Source organism: Methylocella silvestris BL2, assembly GCF_000021745.1.
Classification (GTDB): domain Bacteria; phylum Pseudomonadota; class Alphaproteobacteria; order Rhizobiales; family Beijerinckiaceae; genus Methylocapsa; species Methylocapsa silvestris.
Genome location: NC_011666.1, coordinates 69,945 through 84,761, shown reverse-complemented (window position 1 = coordinate 84,761; position 14,817 = coordinate 69,945). Strand labels below are relative to the sequence as shown.

General features: G+C 63.4%; 16 protein-coding genes and 2 tRNA genes. 12 read left to right on the top strand and 6 right to left on the bottom strand.

Annotation, left to right across the window (positions count from 1 at the left end):
* Positions 1 to 118: 118 nt before the first annotated feature.
* Positions 119 to 194 (bottom strand) — tRNA-Asn (locus tag MSIL_RS00485).
* Between the two features lie 264 nt (positions 195 to 458).
* Between MSIL_RS00485 and MSIL_RS00480 the strand changes: the two genes are divergently transcribed.
* From MSIL_RS00480 to MSIL_RS21125, 6 genes are all read left to right on the top strand, one after another.
* A tRNA-Cys gene (locus MSIL_RS00480) sits at positions 459 to 532 on the top strand.
* Between the two features lie 106 nt (positions 533 to 638).
* Positions 639 to 1,058 carry a CopM family metallochaperone gene (copM, locus tag MSIL_RS00475; RefSeq protein WP_012589144.1) on the top strand — a complete coding sequence of 140 codons (420 nt, stop codon included), beginning with the start codon at positions 639 to 641 and terminating at the stop codon, positions 1,056 to 1,058.
* Positions 1,055 to 1,975 (top strand): efflux RND transporter periplasmic adaptor subunit, encoded by a 921-nt coding sequence (locus tag MSIL_RS00470; RefSeq protein WP_012589143.1) that lies wholly within the window; start codon positions 1,055 to 1,057, stop codon positions 1,973 to 1,975. The genes copM and MSIL_RS00470 overlap by 4 nt, the downstream gene beginning before the upstream one ends.
* Before the next feature lie 55 nt (positions 1,976 to 2,030).
* Positions 2,031 to 3,080 (top strand): RluA family pseudouridine synthase, encoded by a 1,050-nt coding sequence (locus tag MSIL_RS00465; protein WP_012589142.1) that lies wholly within the window; start codon positions 2,031 to 2,033, stop codon positions 3,078 to 3,080.
* Positions 3,081 to 3,577: 497 nt separating this feature from the next.
* Positions 3,578 to 3,982: a hypothetical protein gene (locus MSIL_RS21130; protein WP_148212984.1), complete on the top strand. Its 405-nt coding sequence runs from the start codon at positions 3,578 to 3,580 to the stop codon at positions 3,980 to 3,982.
* 42 nt (positions 3,983 to 4,024) lie between these two features.
* Complete coding sequence (locus MSIL_RS21125) at positions 4,025 to 4,408, top strand: RluA family pseudouridine synthase (protein WP_341871984.1); 384 nt, start codon at positions 4,025 to 4,027, stop codon at positions 4,406 to 4,408.
* Here the strand turns inward: MSIL_RS21125 and bla are convergent.
* From bla to panC, 5 genes are all read right to left on the bottom strand, one after another.
* Positions 4,327 to 5,202 (bottom strand): class A beta-lactamase, encoded by an 876-nt coding sequence (gene bla, locus MSIL_RS00455; RefSeq protein WP_012589141.1) that lies wholly within the window; start codon positions 5,200 to 5,202, stop codon positions 4,327 to 4,329. The two genes, MSIL_RS21125 and bla, sit on opposite strands and share 82 nt — an antisense overlap.
* Positions 5,203 to 5,205: 3 nt before the next feature.
* On the bottom strand, positions 5,206 to 5,622 hold the full coding sequence (locus MSIL_RS00450) for a hypothetical protein (RefSeq protein ID WP_012589140.1): 417 nt from the start codon (positions 5,620 to 5,622) through the stop codon (positions 5,206 to 5,208).
* 85 nt (positions 5,623 to 5,707) lie between these two features.
* Positions 5,708 to 5,887: a hypothetical protein gene (locus MSIL_RS00445; RefSeq protein ID WP_012589139.1), complete on the bottom strand. Its 180-nt coding sequence runs from the start codon at positions 5,885 to 5,887 to the stop codon at positions 5,708 to 5,710.
* A 130-nt stretch (positions 5,888 to 6,017) separates the two neighbouring features.
* Positions 6,018 to 6,341: an acylphosphatase gene (locus MSIL_RS00440; RefSeq protein ID WP_012589138.1), complete on the bottom strand. Its 324-nt coding sequence runs from the start codon at positions 6,339 to 6,341 to the stop codon at positions 6,018 to 6,020.
* 27 nt (positions 6,342 to 6,368) lie between these two features.
* Positions 6,369 to 7,232 carry a pantoate--beta-alanine ligase gene (gene panC / locus MSIL_RS00435; RefSeq protein ID WP_012589137.1) on the bottom strand — a complete coding sequence of 288 codons (864 nt, stop codon included), beginning with the start codon at positions 7,230 to 7,232 and terminating at the stop codon, positions 6,369 to 6,371.
* A 197-nt stretch (positions 7,233 to 7,429) separates the two neighbouring features.
* Between panC and MSIL_RS00430 the strand changes: the two genes are divergently transcribed.
* From MSIL_RS00430 to MSIL_RS00405, 6 genes are all read left to right on the top strand, one after another.
* Positions 7,430 to 9,757 (top strand): NADP-dependent malic enzyme, encoded by a 2,328-nt coding sequence (locus tag MSIL_RS00430; protein WP_012589136.1) that lies wholly within the window; start codon positions 7,430 to 7,432, stop codon positions 9,755 to 9,757.
* Between the two features lie 264 nt (positions 9,758 to 10,021).
* Entirely contained in the window at positions 10,022 to 11,080 is a 1,059-nt protein-coding gene (gmd, locus tag MSIL_RS00425) for a GDP-mannose 4,6-dehydratase (RefSeq protein ID WP_012589135.1), read from the top strand.
* 90 nt (positions 11,081 to 11,170) lie between these two features.
* Positions 11,171 to 12,136: a GDP-L-fucose synthase gene (fcl, locus tag MSIL_RS00420; RefSeq protein ID WP_012589134.1), complete on the top strand. Its 966-nt coding sequence runs from the start codon at positions 11,171 to 11,173 to the stop codon at positions 12,134 to 12,136.
* A 349-nt stretch (positions 12,137 to 12,485) separates the two neighbouring features.
* Entirely contained in the window at positions 12,486 to 13,766 is a 1,281-nt protein-coding gene (locus MSIL_RS00415) for a hypothetical protein (RefSeq protein ID WP_012589133.1), read from the top strand.
* 97 nt (positions 13,767 to 13,863) lie between these two features.
* Positions 13,864 to 14,184: a hypothetical protein gene (locus MSIL_RS00410; protein WP_012589132.1), complete on the top strand. Its 321-nt coding sequence runs from the start codon at positions 13,864 to 13,866 to the stop codon at positions 14,182 to 14,184.
* A gap of 117 nt (positions 14,185 to 14,301) precedes the next feature.
* Positions 14,302 to 14,808 carry a hypothetical protein gene (locus MSIL_RS00405; RefSeq protein WP_012589131.1) on the top strand — a complete coding sequence of 169 codons (507 nt, stop codon included), beginning with the start codon at positions 14,302 to 14,304 and terminating at the stop codon, positions 14,806 to 14,808.
* The last annotated feature ends 9 nt before the right edge of the window (positions 14,809 to 14,817 follow it).

Genomic DNA, 14,817 nt, shown 5'->3' with positions numbered 1-14,817 from the left:
AGCAGCCGATGAACCGGATCAAGGGAACGAAGCCAAGGCGCCTCCAGACGCGCGTGGCGTCCAGACGAAGCTCTGGAGTGGAAACGGCGATGCATGCGTTCGCAGTTTCGTACCGAAATGGCTCCCTGAGCAGGACTCGAACCTGCGACCGATCGATTAACAGTCGATTGCTCTACCAGCTGAGCTATCAGGGATCACGCGCCGGCAAGACGCCACGGCGACCGGGCGGCATATAGCAAGCTTGCCGCCCGTTGCAAAGAGCGAATCGCCAGCTTGCCGGCGCAAGACGGCGGGGCGGCCTCGCGCCGGGACGCATGGACGCCAATATTCGGGCGCGACGGGAATCGAAATCGCCCTCTCGCAGCTCCCCTCGCGGCCTTCGCGCCCGCGGTCGAACATTTCTTGCCTCCTAGCCGCTTCCTTTGCTATAGCCGGTGGCGCGCTTTCGACGCGACGGAGGCCTCGTGGCGGAGTGGCTACGCAGAGGACTGCAAATCCTTGCATCCCGGTTCGATTCCGGGCGAGGCCTCCAATTCATCATCAAACCCTTGATATCATTGCATTTTCGAGGCCGCGAGCCTTCGCCGCCGCGCGACGGCCCTTGCGGCGCGCTTCAAGCCAAACCCGGAGTTCATGACATGCCGCCTCGCGCTTTGCCGCTTCTTTGTCTCGCCCTCCTGCTTGGCGGCGCGCCGGCCGGCGTCCTCGCCGCCGAAGAGGCAGGCGGGGTCACGACGCACGACCACGGCGGCATGAAAATGGACGCCCCGGCGACGGGCGCCGGCAAGGACTCGGCCGACGCCGGCTATATGAGGGCCATGAGCAACATGGATAAAACGATGAGCGCTCCGATGACCGGAGACGCGGACGTCGATTTCGTCATCATGATGCTGCCGCACCATCAAGGCGCCGTGGATATGGCGAAGGTCGCGCTGGATCACGCCAAGGATCCGTTCGTGCGCAAGCTCGCCGGCGATGTCGTGCAGTCGCAGGAGGCTGAGATCGCCGCCATGAAACAATGGCTTGCGGCCCATCAGACCAAAGGGAAGGTCCATTGACGCGATCGGCGAGGCTGCGTGCGCCAACGTTGGGCGAAAATTTCGCCGCGATCAAGAAGCGTCGGGAGAGCCGCGGCGCCATCGCGCTGCTGGCGGCGGTCGCTCTTGCCGGTCCGCTGCGCGCCGAGCCGGCCGACCGCGCCATGACGGTCAGCGTCGTCAAGACGAAGACCCAATGCTTTGTCGATTCGATGCGGCTGAACGGCAGGATCGTCGCGCGGGACGAGAGCCTAGTGCGGCCCGACGTCGAGGGGCTGCAAATCGTGCAGGTGCTGGTCGAGGATGGCGCGAGCGTGACCGCCGGCCAGCCGCTGGCGCAGCTCGCCCGGCCCGACTGGCTGCCGGGACTGCCGACGAAGGCGACGATGACCGCGAGCGCAAGCGGCCTCGTCGTCTACGGACGGCTGCCGGTCGGCATGCCGGCGTCCGCACGCGGCGAGCCGATGTTCCGCATCATTCGCGACGGACAGCTCGAACTTTTGGTCGATCTGCCGCTGCCGGCGCTGGCCCGGATCAAACCCGGGCAGATCGCGCAAATCGAGGCTCTCGACGAGAGCGAATTCGCCGGCACCGTGCGGCTCATCCTGCCCGAGGTCGATCCGCTTACGCAGCAGGGCCGCGCGCGCATCCAGCTCAGCTCCAGCGCCGGCCTGAGGCTCGGCGCCTTCGCGACGGCTGCGATCGACGCCGGCCAGAGCTGCGGCCCGGCGGCGCCGCTTTCTTCTATTCTTTACGGGCCGGAAGGCGCTATCGTGCAGGTCGTGCGCGACAATCGCGTCGAGACGCGGCGGGTCAAGGTCGGGCTGTTCGGCGGCGCGGAGGCCGAGATTCGCGAGGGGCTTGCGCCGGGCGACGTCGTCGTCGCGCGCGCCGGCGCGTTTTTGCGCGAAGGGGACATTGTGCGGACAGTTCCCTAGCGCATGATCGTTTCCACGAAAATGCGCCGCGCATTTGAGGCAACAGGCATAAAATTTGAGCGTCCAGACATATGAAGTCGCCGAAGATGAGGATGGGCTGCGCCTCGACCGCTGGTTCAAGCGCCGCATTCCCGCGCTGTCGCTCTCGCATCTAAACAAGATCGTCCGCACGGGACAGGTGCGCGTCGACGGCGCGCGCGTGAAAACTGCGACGCGGCTGGCGCAGGGCCAGAACGTCAGGGTGCCGCCGCTCAACCTCGAAGCCGCGCCGGAAGCCCCAGTGTTCAGGATTTCCGAAGAAGATCAGCGCGATCTGCGCCAGATGATCCTGTTCGAGGACAAGGATCTCATGGTCCTCAACAAGCCCTATGGCCTCGCCGTGCAGGGCGGCTCCGGCATGCGCCGCCACATCGACGGCATGCTCGCCTCCCTGCCCAACGAGCGCGGCGACCGGCCGGTTCTGGTGCATCGGCTCGATCGCGACACCTCCGGCGTGCTGCTGATCGCCAAGACGCGCAAAATGGCCGCCGACCTTGGCGAAATTTTCCGCTCGCGGCAGGCGCAGAAAATCTATTGGGCTCTGGTCGAGGGCGTGCCGAAACCGGCGCAGGGCAAAATCTCGCTTTTTCTCGCCAAGGGCGAGGGCATGGATGCGCGAGGGCCGCGGCGCAGCGACGAAGAGCGCGCTTCCATGGAAAAGATGCGCGTCGCCAAACATGGCGATGAGGACGCGCAGCATTCGGTGACCTATTACGCCACCGTCGATACTTTTTCGCCTCGCGCCGCCTGGCTGTCGATGAAGCCGATCACCGGCCGGACGCATCAGCTGCGCGCCCATGCCGAGGCGATCGGCCATCCGATCATCGGCGATCCCAAATATGGGCTGCGGCCCAAAACCGATCCACGCCGGAACGATCCGCTGCGCGCCATTCCCGAGACCATCGAGCGCAAGCTGCATCTGCTGGCGCGCCGCCTGGTGCTGCCGCATCCGCGCGGCGGCGTTTTGGACGTCACCGCGCCGCTGCCGCCGCATATGGCGAATTCCTTCGAGACGTTCGGCTTCGACGTCAAGCAGTACGACCCGATCGAGGGCGCGCCGGAATAGTTTTTGGACTTGGCGCAGCCCGCCTCCGCCAAACTTACCCGCTCTCCTCTCTGATTTGTTCATGGTCTGTTTTGGCCATGCGGCCGTTTGCGCTTAAGCTGCTGACCCGAATCCCGATCTCGCGAGGGGGAGCATTTGGCAGAGCTGGCGGAGGAAATTTCGCGCGCATTCGAGGAACGGACGCGGGCGGACCGGATCGCGTGTCGGATGGAGATCCGGGACGAGGGAATCGTCCTCGGGCCTCGCGTCATTCTCGCGGGTATGGAAAAACACGCTGGCGGGCGGCTCCCTCGTCCTTGACGAAGCGCGCGCGGCGGCGCTGCTCGCCACGGCCTATCAGCGACCCATCCATCGCGCATTTCTGGCAAAACTGCGGCGCGCCACCGCTCTCTTCAACGCCGGCGATACGAGGTCACTACGCAAGTCGGACCTTATTCCGTGATTGTCAGAGGTCGCGTTCTTGACGGTAAGCGTCGAATCGGATCGGTGTTTATCCCATGGACACACTAAATCAAATTGAATCCGCCATTCTTAAAAAGATGCTAAGCGGAGATGAATCCAATTTCAAAATATTGCGTGAGCAATATATGCCTGCAAAAGTAACTCAAAGAGAGAATGCAGGAGTGGGCTTTTTTACCAACTTTTTTATTCCCCCCGATGCGCCACGCCTTCCTGATTCTGTCGGCCTCGAAATCACAAATGTTTCGGCAGATGTTGAGGGACTCGTAAATGGCGCAGATTTTATCCTTTTCGTCAGGGATGGCGCCATCGCAATGCTTGAAGGCTTCGCCTATGATGGGCCTTGGCCCGAGGATCCAAAGCTGCTTCGATTGTTCTACAATGAACTTTCTTCTCGGAGACTCAATGATGGTCGCAATCCACCAAGTGGATCAGGCAGCTAAGGGACCGTTTGAAAATTCGATCTTCCTTATCGCTGAAGGTTGGTGATCGGCGCCAAGGCGATCGATCATCCGATCATCGGCAATCCGAAATATGGGCTGCGGCCCAAAACCGATCCGCGCCGAAACGATCCGCTGCGCGCCATTCCCGAGACCATCGGACGCAAGCTGCATCTGCTGGCGCGGGGCCTGGCGCCGCCGCATCCGCGCGGCGGCGTTTTGGGCGTCACTGCGCCGCTGCCGCCGCATATGGCGAATTCCTTCGAGACGTTCGGCTTCGACGTCAAGCAGTACGACCCGATCGAGGGGCGCGCCGGAATAGAGGCCGGACGCCGATCCATGCGATTTCAATTCAAATCCGCGGCGAGCCGCCCCACCTCTGACAATACCGCATCGCGTTCGACGGCGGATGCGCGAGCTTCCGTGTAATAGGCAGTCACGATCAGTGGCGCGCGCTGAGGCGGCCAGATGATGGCGATGTCATTCGTCGTATTATTCTCGCCGGAGCCGGTCTTGTCGCCGACCCGCCACCCTTTTGGAGCGCCGGACCGCAAACGTTGACCGCCGGTCGTATTGGCGACGAGCCACGCGATCATTTGTTGACGAGACGGGGCGGATAGCGATGTCCCCAGAACGGTCTTGTGTAGAATCTCGAGCATCGCAAGCGGGGTGGTCGTGTCGCGCGGATCGCCGGGCGCGGCTTCGTTCAGCTCGGTTTCCCGTCGATCGATCCGCGTGAAATTATCCCCAAGCGAACGCACATAGGCGGTCAATCCGGCCGGTCCGCCAAAACTGTCGAGCAGCAGATTGCCCGCCGTATTGTCGCTGACGGTCACCGCGGCCTCGCAGATCTCGCCGACAGTCAGACCATCGCCGCCAACATACTTCCCGGTAATTGGGGAATGCGCCACAAGCACATCGCTCGCATAGATAATCCGGCGCGCAAGGCTTTCCTCTTTGCGATCCACCCGCGCCAGGACAAAGGCGGCGGCAAGAAACTTGAACGTGCTGCAGAGGGGAAAACGCTCGTCGCCGCGACGTGCGATCAGCCGCATCGTTGCGGTATCGAGAATCGCAACGCCAAGGCGCCCGCCATGCTTTTGTTCGAGATCGGCAAGAGCCCCTTGCAGCTCGCCATCGAAATCAAAAGCCGCGGCGCGAAAGCCGAACAGGGCGGCGCCGGCAAATAGCGAGCCGATGAGCAGGTCTCGGCGGGCGATCATGCTCTACCGCCGTCTCGCATATTGACGGGCGAAATCCCGCGCGGCTCCGGCCTGGCAGACGGCCGCGAAACCCTGATACATTGACCCTTCGTTCCGCTCTGCGATCTTGTCGCAGCGCTGTCGCGCCTTTTTATAGGCCTGCTTCGTGGCTGGGCTGGCTCTTACCAGAAACAAGGGCTCGCATTTCGATCGCACGATGTCGGACAGCGCATTGTCCCCCGAGGAGCCGAGCTGACAGGCTGCGAGCGCTTTATATGCCCGCTCGCAATTTGGCGCGTCTTCCAATGCGGCTTTGACGGCGTTCGCATAGCCGCCGGCTTTCTCAGCGGCGATGTCGCCGACCGGACATTTTTCGGCCGCTGTCGCCGGCGCCTCGGCGAATGCAATGAAGCAGGAGGCGAAGGCGGCTATCTTGCGCATTTTCCGCTCGAAGGACGACGTCGGCGCTTGACGGATCAATCGAAGGGCGCCGATCGAAAAAAAGCGCTTGCCGAACGTGCGCCTTCTATTTGTTCTGGCTAACGCCGTAGCAGCTTTTCGGGAGGCTCGGCGTGTTGAACTTGATCGGGTCGCCGCATTTGTCGCATCCGGCGAGCGCGAGACTCGCCAGCATGAGACCGCCAAGCGCCAGACGCGCGGGAGAGACTCCGCGCCGGACTGCATATTGCGAAAACTTCGCTCTCATCGCCGATCCTTAAGCCGATCTGCCGCAGTCAAGCTGGCCGCATCTGGCAAAGCACGCCGAGCCGCCGCAGGCAAGAGGGGCGGCCGCTTGCTTGAGCGGACGCGTCCGTGAGCATGAGGTTGAAATCTTGCTAGACCGTAGCGATCTGGCGAAATCCGCCGCCGCTCCCGTCGAGATCCTCCGGGCCGGCCGGGCTTGCCTCGACGCGCGTGACCCGCGCGGCCCGCGGTCCGCGCCATAATAGCGCGCAAAGCGCATCGACCGCGGCGGCCGAGCCGGCAAGAACGGCCTCGACGTCGCCGTCCCTGCGGTTGCGCACCCAGCCTTTGACGCCGCGCGCCTTGGCTTGGTCCTGCGTCCAGGCGCGATAGCCGACGCCGTGCACGCGGCCGCCGATCCTCACGCGGACGATTCGTTCCGGCGCCGGCGCGCCCTGGCCTTCTGCATCCGTCACGAGCGGCCTTCCCAAATCCGCTGGCCGTTACACGGCGATATTGTCGATGAGCCGCGTCTTGCCGAGTTTTGCGGCGGCAAGCAGGCGGATCGGCTCGTCCGCGACGCCGCGCAAGGGCTCAAGCGTTTCGGCGTTGCGCGCCTCGACATAATCGATGATGAATCCGGCCTTCGCGACGGCGCGCCTTGCGTCATCGAGCGCCGCATCGACGCCGACGCCGGCGCGGATCGACGCGGCGCAGGCGGCAAGGGCGCCGTAAAGGGCCGGAGCCGCCACGCGCTCGGCCGGCGAGAGATAGACGTTGCGCGAGGACATGGCGAGGCCGTCTTTTTCACGCAAGGTCGGCGCCGCGAGGATCTTGACGTCGAGATCGAGATCGCGCGCAAGACGCGTGATGACCTTCAGCTGCTGATAATCCTTCTCGCCGAAGACGGCGATATCGGGCCGGCACTGATTGAGCAGTTTGGCGACCACTGTCGCGACGCCGGAAAAATGCGTCGGCCGCGCGCGGTCTTCGAGCCCCGCAAGCGCCGGCCCGGCGACATGGATTGCGGTGGCGAACCCCGCGCCATACATCGCCTCGACCGCCGGCGCGAAAACGATGTCGCCTCCCGCGGCCTCGAACGCCGCGACGTCGGCCTCGAAGCTGCGCGGATAGGAGCCGAAATCCTCGCCCGCCGCAAATTGCGTCGGATTGACGAAGATCGACATGACGACGCGGCTGGCGTGCCGTTTCGCCATTTCGACCAGCGAGACGTGGCCAGCGTGGAGGGCGCCCATCGTCGGCGTCAGGGCGATGATCTCACCGGAGGCGCGCCATCCGGCGACGGCGAGGCGGAGGGCGCCGATGTCGCGCAGGATCAGCGCGCCTTCTGGTTTTTTGGGCCCCATGGCTCAGTCGTCCGCGCCGGCACAATCAGGCCCGCGTCGCGTCCGCGCGATGAGACTGGAGCAAGGCTGACGCCGGGGCCGGCTCCGCCTGGATTGCGAGGTCCCGCCGATAGACTTCGGCGCGAAGCCAACGTATCTCATATGAAGCCTTGAATGCTCGACGCTCAATCATAAAGTCCGCAAAAAGGACATCCCGAATGGCCCAGCCCATGACGTCGGAACTTGCCTCCAGCGCACTCCATTATCATAGCTCGCCGCGCCCCGGTAAACTCGAAATACGCGCGACCAAGCCGCTCGGCACGCAACACGATCTTTCGCTCGCCTATACGCCCGGCGTCGCCGCGGCCTGTCTCGCCATCGCCGCCGATTCGGCGCAGGCGGCGGAATTGACGGTGCGTCAAAACCTCGTCGCCGTCGTCACCAATGGCACGGCAGTGCTCGGCCTGGGCAATATCGGCCCGCTCGCCGCCAAGCCAGTGATGGAAGGCAAGGCGGTGCTCTTCAAGAAATTCGCCGGCATCGACGTGTTCGATATCGAGATCGCGGAAAACGACGTCGATCGGCTGGTCGATATCGTCGCCTCGCTGGAGCCGACTTTCGGCGGCATCAATCTCGAGGATATCAAGGCGCCGCAATGTTTCGAGGTCGAGCGCAAGCTTCGCGAGCGCATGTCGATCCCCGTATTCCACGACGACCAGCACGGCACCGCGATCATCGTCGGCGCGGCCGTCCTCAACGCCATGGAGCTGTCCGGCAAGACCCTCTCGGAGGTCAAGATCGTCAGTTCGGGCGCCGGGGCGGCGGCGCTCGCCTGCATCGACTTCCTCGTTGAACTTGGCGCCAAGGCCGACAACATCACCATCACCGACGTCGACGGGGTCGTTTATAGGGGACGCCCTTCGATGAACGAGCGCATGGCCGTCTACGCCCGGGACACCAATGCGCGCCGGCTCGCCGACGTGATCGGCGGCGCGGATATTTTCGTCGGCCTTTCGGCGCCCGGCGTGCTGACGCCCGACATGGCGAAGACGATGGCGCCGCGTCCGCTCATCATGGCGCTCGCCAATCCGACCCCGGAGATCGAGCCGGAGGCGGCGCGCGCGGCGCGGCCCGACGCCATGATCTGCACCGGACGGTCGGATTATCCCAATCAGGTCAATAACGTCCTTTGCTTTCCCTTCATCTTCCGCGGCGCGCTCGACGTCGCGGCGACGACCATCAACGAGGCGATGAAGCTCGCGGCGGTCAAAGCCATCGCGCAGCTCGCGCATGAGCCTCCGTCCGATGTCGTGGCGCGCGCCTATGAAGGGGAGTCGCGTCAGTTCGGCGCGCTGAGCCTCATCCCCTCCCCGTTCGATCCCCGCCTCATTTTGCGCATCGCCCCGGCGGTGGCCAAGGCTGCGATGGCGACCGGAGTCGCCAAAAAGCCGATCACCGATTTTGTCGCCTATGAGGAGACGCTGTCGCGCTTCGTCTTCCGCTCCGGCTTTATCATGAAGCCGCTGATGCAGGCGGCCAAAGCCGACCCGCGGCGCGTCATTTACGCCGAGGGCGAGGACGAGCGCGTGCTGCGGGCCGTGCAGACCGTCGTCGAGGAAGGGATCGCCCATCCCATTCTCATCGGCCGCCCGGACGTGGTCGAGACGCGTCTCGAACGCTTCGGCCTGTCGATCAGGCCCGGCCGGGATTTTGAGCTTGTCAATCCGCAGGACGATCCGCGCTACCGCGACTATGTCGCAAGCTACCTCGAAGTCGCCGGCCGGCGCGGCGTGACGCCGGACAATGCGCGCACCAAGGTGCGGACGAATTCGACTGTGATCGCCGCGATCGCCGTCAAGCGCGGCGACGCCGACGCGATGCTCTGCGGGCTGGACGGGCGCTTCAACTCGCGCCTCGCCTATATTCGCGAAATCATCGGCCTCGCGCCGGGCGTCACCGATTTCGCCGCCATGAGCCTCGTCATCACGAGCAAGGGCCCGCTTTTCATTACCGATACGCATGTCCGCCATGATCCCGCCGATTTCGAAATCGCCGAGACGGCGTTGATGTGCGCGCAGCATGTCCGGCGCCTCGGCCTCGAGCCGCGCATCGCCTTTGTGTCGCATTCGGATTTCGGATCGGACGAATCGCCCTCGCCACAGAAGATGCGCCGCGCCCTCGAAATCCTGCGCAAGCGCGCGCCGGACCTTCAGGCGGACGGCGAGATGCAGGCAGATGCGGCGCTGTCGCAGGCGATCCGCGACAACATCCTGCCGTCGTCGACCTTGAAGGGAGAGGCCAATATTCTCGTGATGCCCAATCTCGACGCCGCCAACATCGCCTACTCGATGACGATGATCATCGCGGATGCGCTGCCGGTCGGGCCGGTGCTGCTCGGCGGGGCGCTGCCGGCTCATATCATCCGGCCTTCGACGACGTCGCGCGGCATCGTCAATATGACGGCTTTCGCCGTCGGCGAGGCGCAGAGTCAGAGCCGCGTCGCAAAGACGCAGGCGGCGACTTTGGACCGCGCCATCGCCTCGTAAGGCGCGGCTTTTGCTCGTCTGGCGATGTTGCTCTGGCGGATATTTCAGCGTCTGGCGCCTCCACCAAGACACCAATCGTAAAAGTTGCAAGTTTTAACGATCAGAAATACGATAAAACAATGAGATAAAGTATTTTCGCGGTTTTGCCAGTTGTGCAAACGCCCTAAGCTGGCCAAGACCGCGCGTTTCTGCTATGGCTCCCGCTCTACTTAACTCCCGGATTTGCGCGCGCGATCCGCAAGAGCTCAAAGGTATTCGCCGCTTATGACTGCAAAAAAAGTAGCCTTGATCACCGGCGTCACAGGTCAGGACGGCGCTCTTCTAGCCGAACTTCTGCTTTCCAAAAATTATATAGTTCATGGCGTGAAGCGGCGCTCCTCGCTGATCAACACCGATCGCATCGATCATCTCTATCATGATCCGCATGAAGAGGATGTCGGCTTCTTTCTTCATTATGGCGACCTCACCGATTCAACGAACCTGATCCGCATCGTCCAGGAAGTGCAGCCTGACGAAATCTACAACCTTGCCGCGCAAAGCCATGTGCAGGTCAGCTTCGAGACGCCGGAATATACAGCCAATTCGGACGCGCTCGGCACGCTGCGCATCCTAGAGGCGATGCGCATCCTCGGCCTTGGCGCGAAGTCGCGCTTCTACCAGGCCTCGACTTCCGAGCTCTACGGCAAGGTGCAGGCGATTCCCCAGAGCGAGACGACGCCGTTCTATCCGCGCTCGCCCTACGCGGCGGCAAAGCTTTACGCCTATTGGATCACGGTCAATTACCGCGAAGCCTATGGCATGCACGCCTCGAACGGGATCCTGTTCAACCATGAAGGCCCGACGCGCGCGGAAACCTTTGTGACGCGCAAGATCACCCGCGCCGTCGCGGCCATTCATCTCGGCTTGCAGGACAAGCTGTTCCTCGGCAACCTCGACGCCCAGCGCGACTGGGGCAACGCCAAGGACTATGTCGAAGGCATGTGGCGCATCTTGCAGCAGCCGGAGGCCGATGATTATGTACTGGCCACGGGCGAGATGCATACCGTGCGCGAATTCGTCGAACGCGCCTTCGCTGAAATTGGCGTGACGATTGGCTGGAAGGGCGAAGGCGTAGACGAGCGCGGCTTCGACACCAAGACCGGCAAGGCTCTGGTCGAGATCGATCCGCGCTATTTCCGTCCGACGGAAGTCGAACTTCTGCTTGGGGATCCGACCAAGGCGTTCGAGAAGCTCGGCTGGAAGCACAAGACGACCTTCGCCGAGCTTGTGTCCGACATGGTCGCCAGCGATCTGGTCGTGATGAAGGCGCGCGGGCGGGTCTGACCGCAGCCCGCAGCAAAGAGGGTCGGCGCCGCCGCAGCGACGCGGGCGCTCCGTGCTTCCAACTGCAAGACATAAACACAAGGAGACGTCATGGCCGATGCTTCGACGGGAGCAACCCGCAACAGGCGGATCTGGGTCGCCGGCCATCGCGGCATGGTGGGGTCGGCGATCGTGCGCCGGCTTGCCGGAGATCCGGTCGAGATCCTGACCACCTCGCGCGCGGAGCTCGATCTGCGCGACCAAGCGGCGGTCCGCGCATGGGTCGCCAAAGAGCAGCCCGACGTCATCATACTCGCCGCGGCGAAAGTCGGCGGCATCCTCGCCAACGACACCTATCCGGCGGATTTTCTCGTCGACAACATCGTGATCGAGGCCAATGTCATCGAGGCGGCCCATCGCGCCGGCGTCGAGCGCCTCGTCTTTCTCGGCTCGTCCTGCATCTATCCGAAATTCGCGCCGCAGCCGATCAAGGAAGAATCGCTGCTGACCGGACCGCTTGAGCCGACCAATGAATGGTACGCGATCGCCAAGATCGCCGGCATCAAAATGTGCCAGGCCTATCGGCGCCAGCACGGACGCAACTATATTTCGGTGATGCCGAGCAATCTCTACGGCCTTAACGACAATTTCGACCTCGCCAACAGCCACGTCCTACCCGCGCTTATCCGCAAATTCCATGAGGCGAAACAGGCCGGCCGTTCCGAGGTCGTGGTCTGGGGCACCGGAACGCCGCTGCGGGAGTTCCTTTATGTCGACGATCTCGCCGACGCCGTCGTCTTTCTGATGGATCATTACGACGGCGACGAGCCGATCAATTGCGGCGCGGGCTGCGACGTCACCATTCGCGAACTGGCCGAAATCGTCGGCCGCGTCGTAGGATTTAGCGGCGAACTCGTGTTCGATACGTCAAAGCCCGACGGAACGCCGCGAAAGCTGATGGATTCGGGACGGCTCGCAGCGCTGGGCTGGCAGGCGAAGACCGGCCTTGAAGAGGGCATAACCGAAGTGTACCGCTGGTTCCTGCACGAAAAGGCCGGCGAACTCGCAACCGCATGAGGCGGACGGAAGGCCCGGCCGCAACCTCAAAACAACGAACGTCAGGCATCGCTGCGGCCTCGCGCAGCATGTTCAGATCTATCGCTAAGCGTTTGTTTTATTATGAACGCGGCATCGCAAGCGCCGTCTTGAATATTAGCCAGCGTTGCGATAACAGTCAGGCAATCAACCGAAAGCGATAAAGCTAGATTTATTCAGTTCGGAATTGTAATCGCGATCGATTTCAATAGTCTGCCGTCTGGCTTCAATCCGAAAACGCTGCTGCTTTCGGACGGGCGTCAGGCTCCCGGCTCCGCCCGCCGACGGCAAGACGGGCGGTTATTTCCATCTCTTTTGACAAGCGATCGCCATGTTCGTCGCCCTTGGCTTCCTGCTCGGACTGATCGCCCTCTGCCTCGTGACGCCTTTCGTCGACGGAGCGGCGCTTGCGGCCTTCATCCCGCTTCTGGTCGCGGTGGGCCTCCTCCTCGTCGCCTTGCGGCTGCCGCCGCTGGAGACGGCGCGTTTCGGCGTGCTGGTTACGCCGGTCGTCCTTGGCGCTTTGATTCCGGCGATCTGGATTCTGCTGCAGATGGCGCCGGCTCCGGCTCCGCTGGCCCATCCGGTCTGGGCCAGCGTCAAGGCAGGGTTTCCCACGCCGATCTGGGGGAGCATCAGCGTCGACATCGGCGCGACGGCGCTGGCGCTGGTCCGCTATCTTAGTCTCGTCGGCGCGCTTCTGCTGACGACGGCGCTGACGATCAATCGCGATCGCGCCGAAGTCACTCTCACCGCTCTCACCGCCGCGGCGACGCTGATATCGCTTGCCTTCATCGTGATCGAAGCCGTCGGCGCGCCGAGCAGCGCGGATCTACGCGAAGAGGCGCAGAGCTGCGCCTGTCTCGGCGTCGTTCTCGCCGCCGCCTGCGCCTGTTTGATTTATGAGCGCCATGAGACGCGGCGGGCGAAGCTCGGCTTCAGCAACGCCAAATTCATCTATCCCATGGCCACCGCGCTGATCGCCTTTTTCATTTGCGTAGCCGCCGTCGTGCTCGCCCACTCAGGCTCGCTGATTTTCGCGGCCTCCTGTGGACTCGTCATGTTCGTCGCCGTCTTTAGCGTGCGCCGGCTTAACCTTGGCCGCTGGGGCGCCGGCGCGATCGGCATTACCGGAGCGGTCATTGTCCTGGCTCTCGTCACCGGCGCCGCCGGGAGCAATTCCGATCCGCGCCTGGCTTTCGTCAAGAAGGACACGGCCACGATTGAACTAACTCAGCGCATTCTCGCCGATACGCCCTTTTTCGGCGACGGCGCCGGCGCCTTCAGCTCCATCCTGCCAATCTACCAATTCGGCGACGCCGAGGGTCAGGAGCGGCGCGCCGTCACCGCCGCGGCCAAGCTTTCGATTGAGATGGGACGCGTCATTCTCTGGGGCGCCGTGATCGCGGCTCTTCTCCTCGCGGTGGATTTCATCCGCGCGGCGGGAAAGCGCGGCCGGGACTCCTTTTACTCCGCGGCGGCGGCGTCCTGCCTTGTCTCGCTGGTGATCCTCGCCTTCGTGAATGTCAGCCTGTTCGGCCCGGGGCTGCCGCTGCTCGCCGCGATCATCGTCGGTCTCGGACTCGCGCAATCGCAAGGCCGGTCCGCCTGAGATTTCCGGCCTCGCCGCCCCTTGCGCAAGCCCGCGTCCCATTCCACCTACCCTGACGGCGGCGACTCTGCGCCGTCCTCGCTGCGAAGGATTTAAGGTGGGCGACAAGGACCAGCAGAGACTGGACCGGCATCTCGACGGTTTTCAGGACAAGCTGCCCGAAAGAGCGGCAGGTTGGGTGTCCTGGCTGCGGCGGCCCGCCTCCCGGGCGGTTCGCATCCCCGCGGGTTTCCTTTTAATATCCGGCGGTATTTTTGGTTTTCTGCCGATCCTCGGACTTTGGATGCTGCCGCTCGGCATCCTCCTGCTCGCGATCGACGTCCCCCTCCTGCAGCGGCCAACCGGCCGCGCGCTGGTGCGCGCCCGCCTGCTTTGGAGCAAGTGGCGGAGGCGGCGCTCCGGACAGGGGGTCCCTTGAAGAATTACAATTCGCGGCCCCGTTGATTTTGTCGCGGCGCGCCCATAGAGCAAGGGCGCGCTTGCCGACCTCGGAGACGGTCTCGCCGCAGGGGTCAATTGAAAAAAAGAGGATGACATGTCCGATTTGAATCAGCCGAAATCGCTTGGGTTCGGGTTGGCGCTTGCTTTGGGTCTTGCGCTTCCGCTCGCATCGCCCTTTGCCGCCGTGGCGGAAGGACCTTTCGCCGGGCTCTCAGGCTATTGGACGGGCGGCGGCACCATCAGCCTGGACAATGGCTCCAGCGAACGCATCCGCTGCAAGGCGGTCTATGCCGTCAATGATGCGGGCAATGCGCTCAACCAGAGCCTGCGCTGCGCCAGCGACAGCTACCGCCTCGAAATCAGCGGCAATATCTCCGTCAGCGGCGGTCAGGTCACGGGAACCTGGGGCGAGGCGACGCGGCACGCCAATGGAAATATCTCGGGCCACGCCTCAAATTCCGAGATCCAGGCGCGCGTCGACGGCGCCGGCTTTTCCGCCGGCCTTCAGGTGCGCTTTCGCGGCAACAAGCAGAGCGTCTCGATCCGGCCGACATCCGGGACCGCAATCACCAATGTCGCCATCACCCTCGGCAAGGGCTGAGCAGTCGGC

Coding starts and splice junctions, on each gene's coding strand:
- copM (WP_012589144.1), top strand. CDS start 639: ATGCCGCCTCGCGCTTTGCCGCTTCTTTGTCTCGCCCTCCTGCTTGGC.
- MSIL_RS21130 (WP_148212984.1), top strand. CDS start 3,578: ATGGACACACTAAATCAAATTGAATCCGCCATTCTTAAAAAGATGCTA.
- bla (WP_012589141.1), bottom strand. CDS start 5,202: ATGATCGCCCGCCGAGACCTGCTCATCGGCTCGCTATTTGCCGGCGCC.
- MSIL_RS00450 (WP_012589140.1), bottom strand. CDS start 5,622: ATGCGCAAGATAGCCGCCTTCGCCTCCTGCTTCATTGCATTCGCCGAG.
- MSIL_RS00445 (WP_012589139.1), bottom strand. CDS start 5,887: ATGAGAGCGAAGTTTTCGCAATATGCAGTCCGGCGCGGAGTCTCTCCC.
- panC (WP_012589137.1), bottom strand. CDS start 7,232: ATGGGGCCCAAAAAACCAGAAGGCGCGCTGATCCTGCGCGACATCGGC.
- MSIL_RS00430 (WP_012589136.1), top strand. CDS start 7,430: ATGGCCCAGCCCATGACGTCGGAACTTGCCTCCAGCGCACTCCATTAT.
- gmd (WP_012589135.1), top strand. CDS start 10,022: ATGACTGCAAAAAAAGTAGCCTTGATCACCGGCGTCACAGGTCAGGAC.
- fcl (WP_012589134.1), top strand. CDS start 11,171: ATGGCCGATGCTTCGACGGGAGCAACCCGCAACAGGCGGATCTGGGTC.
- MSIL_RS00415 (WP_012589133.1), top strand. CDS start 12,486: ATGTTCGTCGCCCTTGGCTTCCTGCTCGGACTGATCGCCCTCTGCCTC.
- MSIL_RS00405 (WP_012589131.1), top strand. CDS start 14,302: ATGTCCGATTTGAATCAGCCGAAATCGCTTGGGTTCGGGTTGGCGCTT.